Source organism: Enterococcus xiangfangensis (assembly GCF_005405365.1).
In the GTDB taxonomy this organism is placed as follows: Bacteria; Bacillota; Bacilli; order Lactobacillales; family Enterococcaceae; genus Enterococcus_A; species Enterococcus_A xiangfangensis.
The window spans coordinates 187,049-204,862 of the sequence record NZ_BJDX01000003.1; the positions used below are offsets into that span (position 1 = coordinate 187,049).

The following is a 17,814-nucleotide window of genomic DNA, read 5'->3' on the forward strand; positions in this document are numbered from 1 at the left end:
TGGGGGGAGAAAAAGTGGAAACTTTATTAGAAAAAACACGTCAGATAAATAAACTGATGCAGCAAAAAAATGCTTTTGAACCTGAAGCCGAACTGCCTTACAATAATATGGCGCGGATTTTAGGAGACATCTTGGGCACGCTGACGTATATTATCGGGGCTGAAGGAAAATTGTTGGGACTAAATGAAAAAATCAATATCAACACTGATCGTGTCCGTTCCTTTTTGGTAGATCGACAGTTTCCGGACAGTTATGTATCAGGGATGAAGGAAGTCATCCGAACTGAAGCAAATATTCCAGTAGAAAATGAATTGACCGCTTTTCCTACTGAAAGAGCAGAGCTTTATCCCAATGGACTGACAACGGTCATTCCAATCTTTGGTTCAGGTGAACGTTTAGGCACAATCGTGTTAGCTCGAACAGAAGGAATATTCAATGATGATGACCTTGTTTTAGCAGAATATGGAGCAACGGTTATCGGAATGGAGATCTTATATCAGCAGTTTTTGCATGTTGGAGAAAAAATCCGTAGTCAAACTGCTGTTCAAATGGCAATTTCTACACTTTCATACAGCGAATTAAAAGCTGTCAAAGCAATTTTTGATGCACTAGAAGGGGACGAAGGCCGGTTGACTGCCTCAAACATTGCAGATAAAATCGGAATTACTCGTTCAGTGATCGTGAATGCCTTACGAAAATTAGAATCAGCCGGGATCATCGAATCGCGTTCACTTGGAATGAAGGGGACGTATTTGAAAGTGTTGAATCCATTATTTAAAGAAGAATTAGTTCGTCATAAATAAATTAGGCTGAGCGAATAATGAGTAGAAACAAATAGATTCAAACAGATTTAGTTTGATTGTACTATGGAATTCGGAAATAGTAGAAATAAGGAGTGGAATACTTATGTCAGTGACGATCAGTAATGATTTTTTAGCAGCGACGATCAATGAAAAAGGCGCAGAACTTGCCAGTCTGCGTGCCAATGAGATTGAATATATCTGGCAGGCAGATCCAAAATATTGGGGCCGACATGCACCATTGCTATTTCCGTTTGTGGGACGTTTAAAAGAGAATCAATATACGTATCAGGGAAAAAGCTATCCGATGGGCCAGCACGGATTTGCTCGCGACAAAGACTTTACAGTGATTGAACAAACAAAAGATAAAGCGACTTTTTTACTTGAAAGTGATGAAGAAACAAAGGCCGTTTATCCATTTGATTTTGCTTTAACCGTCAGCTATGAAATCTGGGGCGATGGTCTGCGAATTCGATTTAATGTCGAAAATACTGGGGCAGAAGAAATGATTTTTGCTTTGGGTGGTCATCCAGCTTTCAATATTCCGCTGACAGATGATTTAAAATTCGAGGATTATTTTATTGCTTTTTCACCACAAAAATCACGAGTAAAAATTCCTTTAGAAGGGCCATTTACCAATCTGGATCAAAAAACGATTGGTCAAACCAATACCAATATCCAGTTGAGCCGTGAGCTATTTAAAGAAGATGCTCTGATTTATGAGACACGCAGATTAAATGCCTATACATTAGGCAGCGAAGAATCCTCTCATAGCGTGACTGTAGCCTACAATAATATTCCTTATGTGGGTCTGTGGTCACCGTATCCTGCGGAAGCACCCTTTGTTTGCATTGAACCATGGTGGGGCTTTGCAGATACAGTAGACAGTACGGGCCGACTTGAAGATAAAGCGGGGATGAATCGTTTAGCTGCAAAAGAAAGCTTCAAAACAGAATTTTCAATTACTGTAAGTTAAACGGCATATTTAACCAAATGGTTATAAAAAACGGCTGGGACTCACTGTCTCAGCCGTTTTTTAAATTCAATCAATCGTGTTAATCAAAAGGGACGAACCAATCAGTGCAATGATGGGCATCAAAGCATAGTTTGATTTGTTTCTGTGTGTTTTTTGCCTCAGCTAAAGGCGGCAAGTTATCGCTAGTGAACCAATCAATTTGGATCGTTTCGATATTTTCGATAAAATCGCCGCCAAGCAGTTCGCATTCTACGAAAATTTTACAAACGCTGTAAGCATAGCGTGGCAGATTATGCTTGTTCCGATCTTGAATAGCGATAACCTTTGCTGGTTTGACTTGCAAGCCGGTTTCTTCTAGCGTTTCTTTAATGGTATTTTCTTTAATCGACTGATCGAAATCGACCCAGCCGCCCGGCAATGACCAAAGACCATTTTTTTCTTGTACTAGCAAAATTTTATTTTCATTAAATACCGCAGCTCGCGTATCTAATTTAGGTGTAGGGTAACCAGACTCAGCCGCAAACAATTCTCTTAATTTCAAGATAGGCAGCGGTGATTGCACAGCTAGCATCTCTGTTGCAATCGTTCGAATTCGTTCAAAACGTTCTTGATCAAAGGGGTCTTTTGTGTAAGCCAGCCCTGCTTGAGCCAACGCTTGAAGTTCGATCGCCCAATCCAATAATTGCTCTTCCATTAGTTCTCCTTTTTATTCAAGCCGAAGGATACACGATTTTCTGTCCCATTTTTGATTCGTACGATATTTTCTTTGTGACGATAGGTGATATAACAAGTTAAAACGAAACAGACCAGTGTCAGCAACCAATTGTATGTGGGTAAAATCGTCGGCCAGACATAGGGCAGAAAAATCGAAGAAAGCGTGACAAAAATGGCTGAAGTAATACTTGCCGCACTGACCATACTAGTAATGTACAAAACGATCAAAAAGAAAACTATCGAATAACAAAAAAATAATGGTGCAAATCCTAACAACATCCCCGCGCTAGTAGCGACCGCTTTACCACCTTTAAAACCTGCAAAAATCGGCAATGTATGACCAATGACTGCAACTAAACCAAACCATAGCGGATTGATTTCTAGATGGAAAATCATAGGTAAACAAGTTGCTAGCGTTCCTTTTAATAAATCCATTGCAAAAACAATCAGTCCCGCCGTTTTTCCTAATATACGAAACGTATTGGTCGTACCAGAATTTCCGCTGCCGAACTCGCGGATGTCTTTTTTGAAAAAAAATTTTCCAATCCAAATGCCAGAAGGAATAGAACCTAAAAGATAAGCTAAGACAAAAAGTATAGCGATTTTCATATGAATCCTCATTTCTTCGGTTAGTAAGGTCATTTTAGCAGATTTCAAAAGAGTGAACAAATTCTAATCCCATGATATACTGATTATCGTAAATAAATAAAGTGAGCGGGGGAAATCAAATGAGTTTTCAAAATCCTAGTCAAGAAAAAATTTTTCAATATTTAGATGAAGCTAAGGTGATTGCAGTCGTTGGACTTAGTTCAAATCCTGCTAAAACTAGTTATCAAATTGCTGAAGTATTAAAAGCTCATGGGTATAAATTATACGGTGTAAATCCTAAGTTAGCGGGTCAAACGATCAATGAGATTCCTGTCGTAGAAAATTTAGCTGCTGTGCCAGAGCCAATTGATATCGTGGACATCTTCAGACGAAGTGAATTTTTACCAGAGATCGCTGAAGAATTTTTAAAAACGGATGCTAAAGTTTTTTGGGCCCAGCTTGGATTACGCAGCGAAGAAGCGGCAAAGATTTTACAAGATCAGGGACGCAATGACATTGTTATGGACCGTTGTGTGAAGATTGAGTTAAATAAAAAAGCGTGATTTTCGAGTTGATTTTTTTACAAAAAATAGTTAAAATGCCTTTTCAGAAATAGGAGAGGCTTTTTTTTTGTACTTTTTTAGCGTATCATACAAATGATGTACGTTAGACAAAGATACCAATCTAGCTTGGCTAATGATTAAATGGATCGATGCTTTAAATCTAAAAAGTTAGCAATGTAGAAGGTATATGGTACAGACAATAATTCATTTTTCTTTAAAGGAAGATGATTACGCTAGAAGTAAGGAGCTGTAGGATTGGCTAAGAAGAATAACGAATACAATGACGCTTCGATCCAGGTGTTAGAAGGATTAGAAGCGGTTAGAAAGCGCCCAGGGATGTATATCGGATCGACGGACAGTCGCGGATTGCATCATTTGGTTTATGAAATTGTTGATAATGCAGTCGATGAAGCATTATCAGGCTATGGAAATGAAATCGAAGTCACTCTTCATCATGACAATAGTGTAGAAGTAAGCGATAAAGGACGTGGTATGCCAGTCGGAATGCATGCTTCAGGAATTCCAACGGTGGAAGTAATTTTTACAATCTTGCATGCCGGCGGAAAATTTGGTCAAGGCGGCTATAAAACTTCCGGTGGATTACATGGTGTTGGTGCCAGTGTAGTCAATGCGTTATCCAAATGGTTGACGGTAACAATTGTTCGAGATGGCATAGAATACCAAGAAAAATTCAAGAATGGCGGTAAGCCGCAAGGAACGTTGAAAAAAATCGGCAAGACCCGTAAACCAAATGGGACGACTGTACATTTTTTACCCGATACGGAAATTTTCACGGTCTTAAACTTTTCTTATGAAACATTATCAGAACGGTTACGGGAATCGGCATTCTTATTACGCGGGGTCAAGATCACTTTGACTGATCTGCGTGGGGAAGAAAAAGTAGAAGAAGTCTTCCATTTTGAAGAAGGCATCAAAGAGTTCGTTGAATATTTGAATGAAGACAAGGATACGTTGACGCCAGTTGTTTATTTTTCTGGTGAACATGAAGGAATCGAAGTTGAATTTTCTTATCAGTACAATGATGGCTATTCAGAAAATTTATTATCCTTTGTCAATAATGTTCGAACCAAAGATGGTGGGACCCATGAATCTGGGATGAAAACATCAATGACAAAAGCCTTCAATGAATATGCGCGTAAATTGGGATTATTGAAAGAAAAAGATAAAAATTTAGAAGGCTCAGATTTCCGTGAAGGGCTGTCTGCTGTTTTGTCTATTCGAATTCCAGAAAATCTACTGCAATTTGAAGGGCAAACAAAAGAGAAACTAGGAACGCCGGCAGCTCGAGGAGCAGTCGATAGTGTCATCGGCGAACAGATGGGTTTTTATTTGCAGGAAAATAGCGAAAACAGTCAAATGCTGATTCGTAAAGCAATCAAAGCTCGGGAAGCTCGGGAAGCAGCACGAAAAGCTCGGGAAGAAAGCCGAAATGGCAAGAAACGTAAAAAAGGCGAGTCATTGCTTTCAGGCAAGTTGACTCCTGCACAATCTCGTAACGCGGCTAGAAATGAACTTTTCTTAGTCGAAGGTGATTCTGCCGGCGGTTCAGCTAAACAAGGCCGCGATCGGAAATTCCAAGCGATTTTGCCATTACGGGGAAAAGTCATCAACACTGAAAAAGCTAAAATGCAAGATATTTTGAAGAATGAAGAAATCAATACAATGATCTATACGATCGGCGCGGGTGTTGGACCGGAATTTACTATTGAAGATTGTAATTACGATAAAATCATCATCATGACCGATGCGGATACAGACGGCGCGCATATCCAAGTTTTATTATTGACATTTTTCTATCGTTATATGAAACCATTGATTGAAGCTGGAAAAATTTATATTGCATTGCCGCCTTTATACAAGGTCTCAAAAGGCGCTGGACGTAAACAGGTCGTTGAATATGTCTGGACCGATGATGAGTTGCAAAGTGTGATCAAAAAAGTCGGTAAAGGCTACATGCTACAACGTTATAAAGGACTCGGTGAAATGAATGCGGAACAATTATGGGAGACGACGATGGATCCAGAATACCGGACGCTTGTCCGAGTACGGATTGACGATGCTGCCCAAGCGGAACGTCGCGTGACGACTCTAATGGGAGACAAAGTTGAACCAAGACGGAAATGGATCGAAAGCCACGTCCAATTTACTTTAGAAGAAGATGGTAGTTTATTAGATAGCAAAGAAGACGGATCGATTGCCGCAACAACAGAACAAAAAGTAGAAAAGACTGATGAGGGCAAACCTAGCAGTCTGTTTGATGAATAGGAGGTGGTCAAAGAATGGATAAAAAGCATTCAATTCAAGAATTAACATTAGAAGAAGTGATGGGTGACCGATTTGGCCGCTATTCAAAATATATTATTCAAGAACGGGCATTGCCGGATATTCGCGATGGCTTAAAACCTGTTCAACGCCGAATTTTATTTGCAATGAATAAAGATGGGAATACTTACGATAAAGGCTTCCGAAAATCAGCAAAATCAGTCGGAAATATCATGGGTAATTATCACCCGCATGGAGATAGTTCAATTTATGAAGCCATGGTACGGATGAGTCAAGATTGGAAATTACGCCAAGTTCTGATCGAAATGCACGGAAACAACGGTTCAATGGATGGTGATCCACCAGCTGCGATGCGGTATACCGAAGCACGTTTGTCTCAGTTGAGCGGAGAAATGCTGAAAGACATTGAAAAAGAAACGGTCGACTTAGTTTGGAATTTTGATGATACCGAAAAAGAACCGACTGTTTTGCCGGCGGCGTATCCTAACTTATTAGTCAATGGCTCGACAGGGATTTCAGCAGGGTATGCGACAGAGATCCCTACTCATAATTTATCTGAAGTTATTGATGGCGCTATTTATTTGGTCGATCATCCAGATGCATCATTAGAAAAGATCATGGAATATATTCCAGGTCCTGATTTTCCAACTGGCGGAATCCTACAAGGCAAAGCCGAGATAAAAAAAGCATATGAAACAGGAAAAGGTAAAGTTATTCTTCGTTCAAAAACTTCGATTGAACCGCTAAAAGGCGGAAAACAACAAATCGTTATTCATGAGATTCCATATGAAGTAAATAAAGCCGTTTTAGTGAAAAAAATCGATGAGATTCGTTTAAATAAAAAAGTCGATGGTATTGCTGAAGTGCGTGATGAGTCTGACCGAACTGGTTTGCAAGTCGTCGTTGAGCTAAAAAAAGATGCTAATGCGGAAGGGATTCTAAATTATTTATTTAAGAATACCGATTTGCAGATCAACTATAATTTCAATATGGTAGCAATCGATAATATGACGCCGAAACAAGTTGGGTTGAAACATATTTTAAAAAGCTATATTGAACATCGCAAAGCAGTGATCACTAAGCGCAGCCAATATGAACTAGCCAAAGCAAAAAAACGCCAGCATATTGTTGAAGGATTAATGAAAGCTTTGTCGATCCTTGATGAAGTGATCGCAACGATTCGAAACAGTAAAGATAAAAAAGATGCCAAAACTAATTTAGTTGCACGCTTTGATTTTAGTGAAGAACAAGCAGAAGCAATCGTAACGTTACAATTGTATCGTTTGACCAATACAGATATCACTCAATTGGAAAAAGAAGCTGCTGAACTAGCTGCCGAGATCAAAGAACTGAACTTGATTTTAGACAGCGAAAAAGAATTGCATAAAGTCATGAAGCAAGAATGGCGTCAAATCAAAAAGAATTACGGCAACAATCGTTTAACGCCAATTGAAGACGAGATCAGCGAGATCAAGATCGAAGCAGAAGTATTGATTGCTCAAGAAGATGTTATCGTGACATTGACGAAAGAAGGCTATTTGAAACGTAGCAGTTTACGTTCATATAACGCCTCGCGTTTAGAAGAGCACGGTATGAAGGAAGGCGATACGATCATTTTCATTGATAAGCTGAATACATTGGATCATTTGCTGATCTTAACTAATCACGGCAATATGATCTATCGGCCTGTTCATGAAATCACTGAGCTGAAATGGAAAGACGTGGGTGAACATATCTCGCAAACCATCACCAGTCTGTCGGTAACCGAAGAAATCATCGCAGCCTTTCCTTACAAGGAGATCGACGTGAATAAATTCTTTATCTTTATGAGTAAAGAAGGCATGATCAAACAAACACGTATGACAGAATTTTCACCGTGGCGGACCTACCGCAGCCGCCCGACCGCAGCGATGAAAATGAAAAATCCAACTGACCAGCTTGTATCAGTCTTTTTAACTAATGAAGTGCATAAGGTGGACGTATTCATTGCCTCTCATCGGGCCTTTGGATTGCGTTATCCGTTAGATGAAGTCCCTGTAGTAGGTGCAAAAGCAGCAGGTGTCAAAGCAATCAATTTGAAAGAAGACGACTATGTAGTATCCGGTTCACTCGTGCCTTCTGAAGGAGATTCGCCGATTTTACTACTCAGCCAACGCGGAGCAGCCAAACGAATGTTGGCACAAGAATTGCCGCAGTTAGGCCGAGCTAAACGCGGTCTGATGATTTTCCGTGAGTTGAAGAAAAGTCCGCATCGTTTAGTTTATTTAACAACGGAAACAGAAGGAACGCTAATGTTGACTACAAGCAAGGGAATCGAAAAAGAAATCAAGATTGCTGACGTTACGATCAGTGATCGAATTTCTAATGGAACTTTTGTGATCAATGAGAAGCAAGATGGGGAACTTTCTAGTATTCAACTAGTCCAAGAATTAATTGAAAACTAAGATTTCTGTACTATATAATTGCATTACAAACGGGTTTCTGTACTAAGACAGAAGCCCGTTTGTTTTATCACAAAACAGGTGGAATCATCCGCTATCATAAAATATTTTTAAGATCTTTTATCGTTAAAAACCTTGTTATATCAACAGTTTGTAAATGATTACAAAAATATTTGGTTTTCTAATTAATCTTTCACATGGAAAGGCTTGTATAACGGAAATTATGTGTTATACTTTGTTCATAAAGCTGTAGTAATTAAGTTTTTATTCTAAGGAGGTCCTTTTAAAATGGGAACTGCAACAAATGAACTAGAAAAAATGAAAAACACTGAAAAAACTGCATGGAAAGGCTTTAAAGGTGAGCAATGGAAAACAGAAGTCAACACACGCGACTTCATCCAAGCGAACTACACACCTTATGAAGGAACAGCTGATTTCTTAGCAGAACCAACTGATGCAACGAATGAATTATGGGGCAAGTTGCAACAATTGCAAAAACAAGAACGCGAAAATGGTGGCGTTTTAGATATGGAAACAGATGTCGTATCTGCTGCTAATGCATACGGCGCTGGTTATATCGATGAAGCTTTGAAAGACAAAGAAGCAATTGTCGGTATTCAAACAGACAAACCATTAAAACGTGCATTTATGCCTTACGGTGGTATTCGGATGGCTGAAGAATCACTTGAAAGTTATGGTTATACACCAAATCCTAAGTTTAATGAGATCTTTAATGACTATCATAAAACACATAACCAAGCTGTATTTGATGTATACACACCTGAAATTCGTGCCGCACGTCGGAACAAAATCATCACTGGTCTTCCTGATACGTATGGACGCGGAAGAATCGTGGGCGACTATCGTCGTGTAGCTTTATACGGAATTGATTATTTGATGGAACAAAAATTCAAAGATCATGAAAATTGCGGACACGGTCAATTTACAGATGAAGATATTCGTTTACGTGAAGAAATCACCGATCAATACAGAGCTTTGAAACGTATCAAAGAAATGGCTGCTGCATACGGCTACGATATTTCTCGTCCGGCTGAAAATGCGAAAGAAGCAGTACAATGGACTTACTTTGGTTATTTAGCAGCAATCAAAGAACAAAACGGTGCTGCAATGTCAATTGGCCGTGTATCTACTTTCTTAGATATTTATATTCAACGTGATATCCAAAACGGTCTTTTGACTGAAGATGGCGCACAAGAATTGATTGACCATTTAGTAATGAAATTACGTATGGTTAAATTTGCACGGATTCCTTCATACAATGAATTGTTCTCAGGCGACCCAGTTTGGGCAACGTTATCAATTGCTGGTATGGGAATGGACGGACGGACATTAGTAACTAAAAATGACTTCCGCTTCTTACACACATTAGAAAACATGGGACCTTCACCAGAACCAAACTTGACTGTTTTATATTCTTCTCGTTTACCTGAAGGATTTAAAGCATATGCAGCAAAAATCTCTATCGATACATCATCGATCCAATATGAAAATGACGATGTAATGCGTCCAGTCTGGTTAGATGATTATGCAATCTGCTGCTGTGTGTCTGCTACACAAACAGGTAAAGAAATGCAATTCTTCGGTGCTCGTGCGAACTTAGCGAAAGCTTTGTTATACGCGATCAACGGTGGGGTTGATGAAAAATCTAAAGTCCAAGTCGGACCTGACTTCCGCCCAATCGATTCAGATGATGCATTAGACTTTGATGCAGTAATGGATAAATATGACGATATGCTTGAATGGTTAGCTGGTATGTATGTGAATACATTGAATGCGATCCATTACATGCATGACAAATATTATTATGAAGCTGCTGAATTAGCATTGATGGATACAAACTTGAAACGTACATTCGCAACAGGAATCGCTGGTTTCTCTCACGTAGTCGATTCATTATCTGCAATCAAATATGCGAAAGTATTCCCAATCCGTGACGAAGACGGTATCGTAACTGACTTCAGAACTGAAGGTGAATTCCCTAAATATGGTAATGATGATTCACGCGCAGATGATATTGCTGTATGGTTGTTGAAGACATTCCTAGAAAAACTTGAACACTACCATACTTACCGCAATTCAGAACCAACAACATCTATTTTAACCATCACTTCAAATGTTGTTTATGGTAAAGCAACTGGAACAATGCCTGATGGACGTAAAGCAGGCGAACCATTATCACCAGGGGCAAACCCATCTTATGGCGCTGAACAAAATGGTTTGTTGGCTTCACTTAACTCATTGACAAAATTACCTTATGAATATGCATTAGATGGTATCTCAAATACACAAAGTATTAATCCAGATGCATTAGGTCATGATGAAGATGAACGAATCGAAAACTTGACAAATGTTTTAAATGGATACTTCAACCAAGGCGCTCATCATTTGAATGTAAACGTGTTTGGCAAAGAAAAATTAATTGATGCAATGGAACACCCAGAAAAAGAAGAATATGCAAACTTCACGATCCGTGTTTCTGGCTACGCTGTTAAATTCATCGACTTAACTCGTGAACAACAAAAAGATGTAATCAGCCGTACATTCCACGCAAAAATGTAGTAACTTACAATAATAAGAAAAGTAAGGGCGGATGGACGGAGGTCTATTCGCCTTACTTTTTAACACATATATCTAATTAAAAAATTTCTGCAAAAAAATTTTTACAGATAAAAGAGGGGGACTGTTTATGTCTACTGTGGCTGAACAACCTGTTGTTGGGAATGTCCATTCAATTGAAAGCTTTGGCTCTGTTGACGGACCTGGCGTACGTTTTATCGTCTTTATGCAAGGCTGTCGGATGCGCTGCCAATTTTGTCACAATCCTGATACTTGGAAAATCAACGATCCTAAAGCTAAGAAGAGAACAGCTGAAGATGTTTTGAATGAAGCGTTGAACTATAAAAGTTATTGGGGCAAAAAAGGTGGGATCACGGTCAGCGGCGGTGAACCATTATTACAAATCGATTTCTTGATTGATCTGTTCAAACAGGCAAAAGCACTAGGGATCGATACGACTTTAGATAGCTGCGGCAATCCATTTACTTTTGAAGAACCATTTTTCTCTAAATTTGAAGAATTAATGAAATATACTGATTTAGTTTTATTTGATATCAAACAAATCGATAACCAAAAGCACAAAGAACTGACTGGTCAAAGCAATGACAACATCTTAGCGATGGCAAAATATCTTTCAGACATCAATAAACCTGTCTGGATCCGCCATGTATTGGTACCATTTAGAAGCGACTACGACGAATTTTTAATTCGATTAGATAAATTTATTAAGAGCTTGAATAATGTCGATAAAGTTGAAATTTTACCTTATCATACGATGGGGAAATATAAATGGGTAGAGATGGATATGGACTATCCGTTAGAAGGAATTGAACCCCCAACTGATGATCGAGTAGAAAATGCAAAAAAATTATTGCATACTGAAGATTATAAAGGCTACTTAGAACGTAAAAAATAAATAAAAGGCTGTGACGAATACTTGTCACGGCCTTTTTGTATGGGGCAAATGTTCTGAATGGAAAGTCATCTGTAAGACAAATATTTTGTCGGTGTTCAAGGATGGGTATGATTGAAAAAATAATTTTATCGGTTTTAATTCAAGCTATTTTTAGTCCAAACAATTGGGATATAGTTGCTAATTTATCGGTGAAAAAGGGCGCATGTTGTTGCTCTTTTGCGTTTTTTTGATATGATAAAGGAGAACTTATTTAAAGGAGCGGATCAACTATGGGAAAAGTTTTAATTTTCGGGCATCAAAATCCTGATACGGATGCAATCGGGGCTGCAATCGCCTTTGCCAATTTACAAAAAGAATTAGGAGTCGACGCAGAAGCAGTCGCACTTGGAACACCAAATGAAGAAACTCAATTTGCTTTGGATCATTTCGGATTGACAGCTCCACGAGTGGTAGACAAAATTGCGGCTGAAACAAGTGATGTAATGTTAGTCGACCATAATGAATTTCAACAAAGTGTTGCAGATATTGAAGAATTGAATATTTTAGCAGTTGTCGATCATCATCGGATTGCGAACTTTCAAACAGCGAATCCGCTATATTATCGTGCTGAACCAGTCGGTTGTACATCAACAATCGTCTTGAAACTTTACAAAGAAAACACTATCGCTATACCAGCAAAAATCGCTGGAATGATGCTTTCTGCGATTGTTTCTGATACATTATTATTCAAATCTCCAACATGTACTCAAGAAGATATTGATGCTGCCAACGAATTGGCTCAAATCGCAAACGTCGACTTAAATGGATATGGACTAGATTTGTTAAAAGCTGGAACAAATTTAGGAGACAAATCTGAAGCAGAATTATTGGATCTAGATGCTAAATCATTTCCAATGGCTGATAAAACAGTTCGAATCGCCCAAGTCAATACAGTCGATCTTGACGAAGTCTTTGCTCGTCAAGAGGCATTACGCGACGCGATGTTAGCGGAAAATAGCGAAAATGGGTACGATTTATTCTTGCTATTAGTTACCAATATTCTGAATTCTGATTCAGAATTGTTAGTAGCTGGCGAACCGCGAGCAATGGTGACAGAAGCGTTTAATGTGCAACTTAAAAATGATCGTGCCTTCTTACCAGGGGTCGTATCACGGAAGAAACAAGTTGTCCCTCAACTAACAGCAGCGTTTGATAAATAATCTGATCAGATAAGAGGTTGTGGCAGAGCGAGCAGCTTTAAGCGATAAACAGGAATTCCGAAGAATCTACTGGGATACTGTTTATTCGAAAAAATGGGGAGTGGCAAAAGTTTTGTCACATCCCATTTTTTAATTTGTTGAATAATACGCGGTCATCCGTGAATTTTTATGTTAGAAGGATTGTTCCTTGATCGAGAAAGGAAATGACTATGCGCATCTATACAAATAACCAAAAAACAGAACAATTATTAAAGCGACCAGAGATAGCTGAATTGCTGAGTTATTTTGAAAAACTCGAAACACCGGTGATCTTGCGTGAGATCCGAAAAGCATTTCCCGAGCAAAAACATTTAGACAAAAATCTAGATTTTTTGATTGATAATGAGATCATTACGCGTCAAGAACGCCGTTATCAACTTCAACTTACTGTAATAAAAAACTATCAAACAACAGCATTCGTTGAAGCATTTATTCAAGCAACGAGGGACAAGTACTCAACAGAAGAATTGCTCGTTTGGCTAAGTGAAGAATTTTGGTGCGCTGAACCGGAAGAAACACTGGCACTTGATTTCCCGATGGCTACTTGCAATCGTCTAAAACATGCAACTTTTCAATTAGTGACGATCAATCGTAGCGGAGTATTGCCTGAAACATTGCCGAATTATTTTGAAAATATTGAACAGCCAGAATTGTTTCCCAACCTAGCTAGTCTTATTGGTGATGTCAATCTTGAGTTTTTTACGAATCAGTTGGGACTATTGTTTGAACGAATAATCGCTGGCAAAGCGCCTCGACGGGAATCGATTTTTTTAGAAAGCCTACTAAGAAGTCAAGTTGTCGCGAAAGAACCAGCTTGGAAACTAACAGTGCCATTTTTCGCGGAAAGGATCTCACTCGATCAGCCGATAATGGATCAGCAGACACGTTTCTTTTTTGTCCGTGAATTGGCTGAAAAATTATTAGGCGAACGAACAAGTTTTACTTATTTGATAAAAAAGAAGGAATAACTCATGCAACGAATCGTTAAAGGGATTATTTTACTAATAGGTTTCTTGTTAGTTTCTGGTGGGATTTATTATGCAAAGATCCGCTATTTTAGTCCAGGTACTTTGGTGAAACAAAAGACTATCCATTATTCAAATGTTCCGACAGTATTCATTCATGGTTATGAAGGCAGTTCTTTTTCATTCGGTCCGCTTTTGCGAAACTTAGAAAAAGAAAACATCGCCAAACGTGAACTGACGATCGTCGTTGAAGCAGACGGGACATTAGATGTCGAAGGAAAGCTTGAGAATAATAAAGACAACCCGACAATCATGGTCCTTTTTGCCAAAGATGTGACGAGTGAGATTACTCAGAGTAAATGGATTGATCACGTGATGCGCTACCTCTTTCGACAAAAAATTACCCAAGTCAATTTAGTCAGTCACTCAATGGGCGGTGTTTCATCACTGCGCTATTTATTGGAATATGCTGGAGAAAAAACACCGGCAGTCGAACATTTTGTTGCGATTGCGGCACCGTTTAATGATTTGGAAATCGCAGAAGATACAGAAGAGATTTTTGCGTATGAATTGACAGAAGAAGGTCCGGAGGGAAAGACGCCGATTTATCAGTATTTTGATCAAGCGATGACCCACTTGCCACAACGGCTGCAAGTATTGAATGTCGCCGGAGATTTAAAAGACGATTCAAATAGCGATGGTTCAGTCTCGATTCACAGCGTGTTTGCTTTGCGTTTTTTGTTGCAAAGGCATGCTGAAAGTTATCGGGAGTTGACTGTCACGGGAAAAAGCGGGGGACATTCTAGAATAACTAAAAGTATTGAGTTTGAAAAAGAATTGATTCGGTTTATCTGGAAAAAAACAGCGTGAAGCTCTAAGGCTTCGCGCTGTTTTTTTGGCGTCTGTGAACCTTTTTTGTCCAGAAACCGCCGGAAATATATTTTGGTTCATAAGAAATAATAAAGGCGCGTTCTTCAACTTCTTTGATTAAGGCGTATAAAACACGTTCTGTTTTACGCGGGGATAGAATCTCTAGCACCATTCGTTCGCCTTCCAGTCCTTCGCCGTAAGACTGTGTGACACCATAGCCGTTTTTTCGTAAAATACGCGGCAAACTAGCTTCTTGGTCAGTGTTTGTTGGCAAGATGACAGTGACCATGATATAGCCAAGTGCTAACTTATCCTCAATCTTGATCCCGACACTGATCCCGATGGCGTAGCCTAAAGCATAGGTCAGCAAGTTGATTGGATTATCCAAACGATCCAACACTAGTGAAAGGCCAAGGATATAAATAGTGATTTCGACCATACTCATCAACGGGGCTAAAATTCGGTAACCTTTCATCGTTAACATAAAACGAAGGGTATTCAGTGTGACGTATGCAAAATTAATAAAAAAGATCATCACCAACATTTTGATATCGATCATTGTATGACCTCCAATTCATGTGTTTTTATAGCATCGGCCAATTGACTTATCTTATATCTATCAGCCTAACGATTATTTTATCAAAAGGCAAATAGAAGGGAGTGGAGGTGCAAAAAAATATAGGTTATTTATAAAAGAAAAAGGCTTAATTTAATGGATTTAGAAAATTTACCTTCTATTTCATTTCTTATTATAATATAATATTAAATAAGGAGAATTAATTAATTGAAAAGGTAACCAAAAATATATAGCTGTTATTTATTAAAAATAGTCTCGTTTTACCAAGGGTGAATTTTATTTTTATTATTAATTTTTTCACATTAAAATGCAATACAAGAACGCTGTAGCGTTTAAAAAGGTGGTTCTCATGAAAAATGATAAACAAGATGGAATGCAGCAAGTTGAAGACGCTAAGAAAACATTTTTGTCAGGCGAGAATTTCTACACGCATCATTTTTTAGGTGCTCACCAAGTAGAAGAAGGATACGTCTTTAGAGTCTGGGCGCCCAATGCGTTGTCAGTGTTTTTAGTTGGTGATTTTAATGCATGGCAGAATGATTTGCCGATGGAAAAAGATGACGCAAGCGGGATTTGGCAAATTTATACAGATCTTGCCAATGAAGGGGATCTTTATAAATTTAAAGTGACGCAAGCCAACGGGCGTGAAATATTAAAAATTGATCCATTTGCGGTTCGCTTTGAAAAGCGGCCTGGTGACGCAGCCGAACTGTATCAATTCCCTGAAAAGAAATGGAAAGATGGTCTATGGCGCGGACGCAGCAAGCGTTCCAATCACTTTAAACGGCCGATGAATATTTACGAGATTCATGCAAGTTCGTGGAAACAACATGAAGATGGTACACCGTATAGCTTAGCTGACTTGACGGAAGAGTTGATTCCTTACTTAGTTGAAATGAATTACACCCACGTTGAATTTATGCCGTTGATGGAGCATCCGCTAGGTCGTTCGTGGGGGTATCAGTTAATAGGTTACTTTGCACTAAGTTCGTATTATGGCACACCGGCACAATTTCAAGATTTTGTTGAAGCGTGTCACTTGAATAATATTGGTGTGTTTGTAGATTGGGTACCAGGACATTATTGTATCAATGATGATACGCTGCCTTATTATGATGGGACACCGCAATTTGAATACATTGATCCTGACCGAGCTAAAAATAACCGTTGGGGTTCGATCAATTTTGACTTAGGCAAACCGCAAGTTCAAAGTTTTTTGATTTCCAGTGCAATGTTTTGGATTGAGATGTTTCATATTGATGGGATTCGGGTAGATGCCGTTTCAAGTATGATCTATCGAGATTATGATGATGGTCCGTGGACCCCTAATCATGAAGGCGGAAACCGAAATCTTGAAGGATATTATTTCTTACAGAAACTAAATGCTGTAGTTAAGTTAGCGCACCCAAATGTATTAATGATTGCAGAAGAAAGTTCTTCTGAGACGCCAGTGACTGGATTGATTGAGAGCGGTTCGTTGGGATTTGATTTTAAATGGAATATGGGTTGGATGAATGATGTCTTGCGCTTTTATGAAATGGACCCGATTTATCGGAAAGATCATTTTAATCTAATCACTTTTTCTTTTATGTATATGATGCAAGAAAATTTTATTTTACCATTGTCCCATGATGAAGTCGTCCATGGTAAAAAGAGTCTGATGCACAAAATGTGGGGCGATCGATACAAACAATTTGCTCAACTGAGAAACTTATATACGTATCTCATGGTTCATCCGGGGAAAAAATTATTGTTCATGGGTAGTGAATGGGGACAATTTTTAGAATGGAAATTTGATGAAGGGTTGGAATGGGTCGATTTGAATGAGCCGTTGAATCATTCGATGCAGTCTTTTACAGCGGAACTGAACGATTTCTATAAAAATCAACCGGCACTGTGGGAGTTGGAAGATTCTTATGACACAATCGAAATCATTGATGCAGACAACACAGAAGAATCCGTTCTGACTTTCATGCGAAAAGGAAAACGTAAAAAAGATTTCTTAATCGTCATTTTAAATATGACTCCGATCGAGCGTCGTGATTTTACGATTGGTGTTCCGTATCCTGGAAAATACAAAGAAATCTGGAATACAGAAATGCAAAAATTTGGGGGAACTTGGACAAAGCATAATGAAGCATGTCAAAGTGAACCATTTGAATTTAAAGAGTACAGTCAAGTAATCAAAACGACTGTTCCAGCTTTAGGCGTTATTATTTTAAAACCGGAATCAATCAATACACGCAAGAGATAGAAGGGAGGTCGATGAAGGAAAGTCCTTCATC

At 38.8% G+C, this 17,814-nt stretch carries 14 protein-coding genes; 11 read left to right on the forward strand and 3 right to left on the reverse strand.

Going from position 1 to position 17,814, the window contains the following annotated elements:
• Positions 1 to 14: 14 nt before the first annotated feature.
• Both codY and FFM68_RS04895 read left to right on the forward strand, forming a co-directional pair.
• Positions 15 to 803, forward strand: a complete 789-nt coding sequence (codY, locus tag FFM68_RS04890) for a GTP-sensing pleiotropic transcriptional regulator CodY (protein ID WP_137618314.1) — start codon at positions 15 to 17, stop codon at positions 801 to 803.
• Positions 804 to 906: 103 nt separating this feature from the next.
• Complete coding sequence (locus FFM68_RS04895) at positions 907 to 1,776, forward strand: aldose 1-epimerase family protein (protein ID WP_137618315.1); 870 nt, start codon at positions 907 to 909, stop codon at positions 1,774 to 1,776.
• 79 nt (positions 1,777 to 1,855) lie between these two features.
• Here the strand turns inward: FFM68_RS04895 and FFM68_RS04900 are convergent, their stop codons facing one another.
• Both FFM68_RS04900 and plsY read right to left on the reverse strand, forming a co-directional pair.
• Complete coding sequence (locus FFM68_RS04900; RefSeq protein ID WP_137618316.1) at positions 1,856 to 2,470, reverse strand: NUDIX hydrolase N-terminal domain-containing protein; 615 nt, start codon at positions 2,468 to 2,470, stop codon at positions 1,856 to 1,858.
• A complete protein-coding gene (plsY, locus tag FFM68_RS04905) occupies positions 2,470 to 3,099 on the reverse strand; it encodes a glycerol-3-phosphate 1-O-acyltransferase PlsY (RefSeq protein WP_137618317.1) in 630 nt (209 codons plus the stop codon). Before plsY ends, FFM68_RS04900 begins: the two co-directional genes overlap by 1 nt.
• Before the next feature lie 119 nt (positions 3,100 to 3,218).
• On the opposite strand from plsY, the gene FFM68_RS04910 reads away from it, so the two are divergent.
• The 8 genes from FFM68_RS04910 (at position 3,219) to FFM68_RS04945 (ending at position 14,952) form a co-directional block, all read left to right on the forward strand.
• Entirely contained in the window at positions 3,219 to 3,641 is a 423-nt protein-coding gene (locus FFM68_RS04910; RefSeq protein WP_137618318.1) for a CoA-binding protein, read from the forward strand.
• A gap of 255 nt (positions 3,642 to 3,896) precedes the next feature.
• Entirely contained in the window at positions 3,897 to 5,927 is a 2,031-nt protein-coding gene (parE, locus tag FFM68_RS04915) for a DNA topoisomerase IV subunit B (RefSeq protein WP_137618319.1), read from the forward strand.
• 14 nt (positions 5,928 to 5,941) lie between these two features.
• On the forward strand, positions 5,942 to 8,389 hold the full coding sequence (gene parC / locus FFM68_RS04920) for a DNA topoisomerase IV subunit A (protein ID WP_137618320.1): 2,448 nt from the start codon (positions 5,942 to 5,944) through the stop codon (positions 8,387 to 8,389).
• A gap of 285 nt (positions 8,390 to 8,674) precedes the next feature.
• Entirely contained in the window at positions 8,675 to 10,966 is a 2,292-nt protein-coding gene (gene pflB, locus FFM68_RS04925; RefSeq protein ID WP_137618321.1) for a formate C-acetyltransferase, read from the forward strand.
• A 127-nt stretch (positions 10,967 to 11,093) separates the two neighbouring features.
• On the forward strand, positions 11,094 to 11,879 hold the full coding sequence (gene pflA / locus FFM68_RS04930; RefSeq protein ID WP_137618322.1) for a pyruvate formate-lyase-activating protein: 786 nt from the start codon (positions 11,094 to 11,096) through the stop codon (positions 11,877 to 11,879).
• 269 nt (positions 11,880 to 12,148) lie between these two features.
• Positions 12,149 to 13,078 (forward strand): manganese-dependent inorganic pyrophosphatase, encoded by a 930-nt coding sequence (locus FFM68_RS04935; RefSeq protein WP_137618323.1) that lies wholly within the window; start codon positions 12,149 to 12,151, stop codon positions 13,076 to 13,078.
• A gap of 209 nt (positions 13,079 to 13,287) precedes the next feature.
• Positions 13,288 to 14,085 carry a DUF1803 domain-containing protein gene (locus tag FFM68_RS04940; protein WP_137618485.1) on the forward strand — a complete coding sequence of 266 codons (798 nt, stop codon included), beginning with the start codon at positions 13,288 to 13,290 and terminating at the stop codon, positions 14,083 to 14,085.
• A 3-nt stretch (positions 14,086 to 14,088) separates the two neighbouring features.
• A complete protein-coding gene (locus tag FFM68_RS04945; RefSeq protein WP_137618324.1) occupies positions 14,089 to 14,952 on the forward strand; it encodes an alpha/beta hydrolase in 864 nt (287 codons plus the stop codon).
• 4 nt (positions 14,953 to 14,956) lie between these two features.
• On the opposite strand, the gene FFM68_RS04950 is transcribed toward FFM68_RS04945, so the two are convergent.
• A complete protein-coding gene (locus FFM68_RS04950) occupies positions 14,957 to 15,511 on the reverse strand; it encodes a DUF2179 domain-containing protein (protein ID WP_137618325.1) in 555 nt (184 codons plus the stop codon).
• A 367-nt stretch (positions 15,512 to 15,878) separates the two neighbouring features.
• Here FFM68_RS04950 and glgB point away from each other — a divergent pair, with 367 nt between their 5' ends.
• Positions 15,879 to 17,783 (forward strand): 1,4-alpha-glucan branching protein GlgB, encoded by a 1,905-nt coding sequence (gene glgB, locus FFM68_RS04955; protein ID WP_137618326.1) that lies wholly within the window; start codon positions 15,879 to 15,881, stop codon positions 17,781 to 17,783.
• Positions 17,784 to 17,814: the final 31 nt, after the last annotated feature.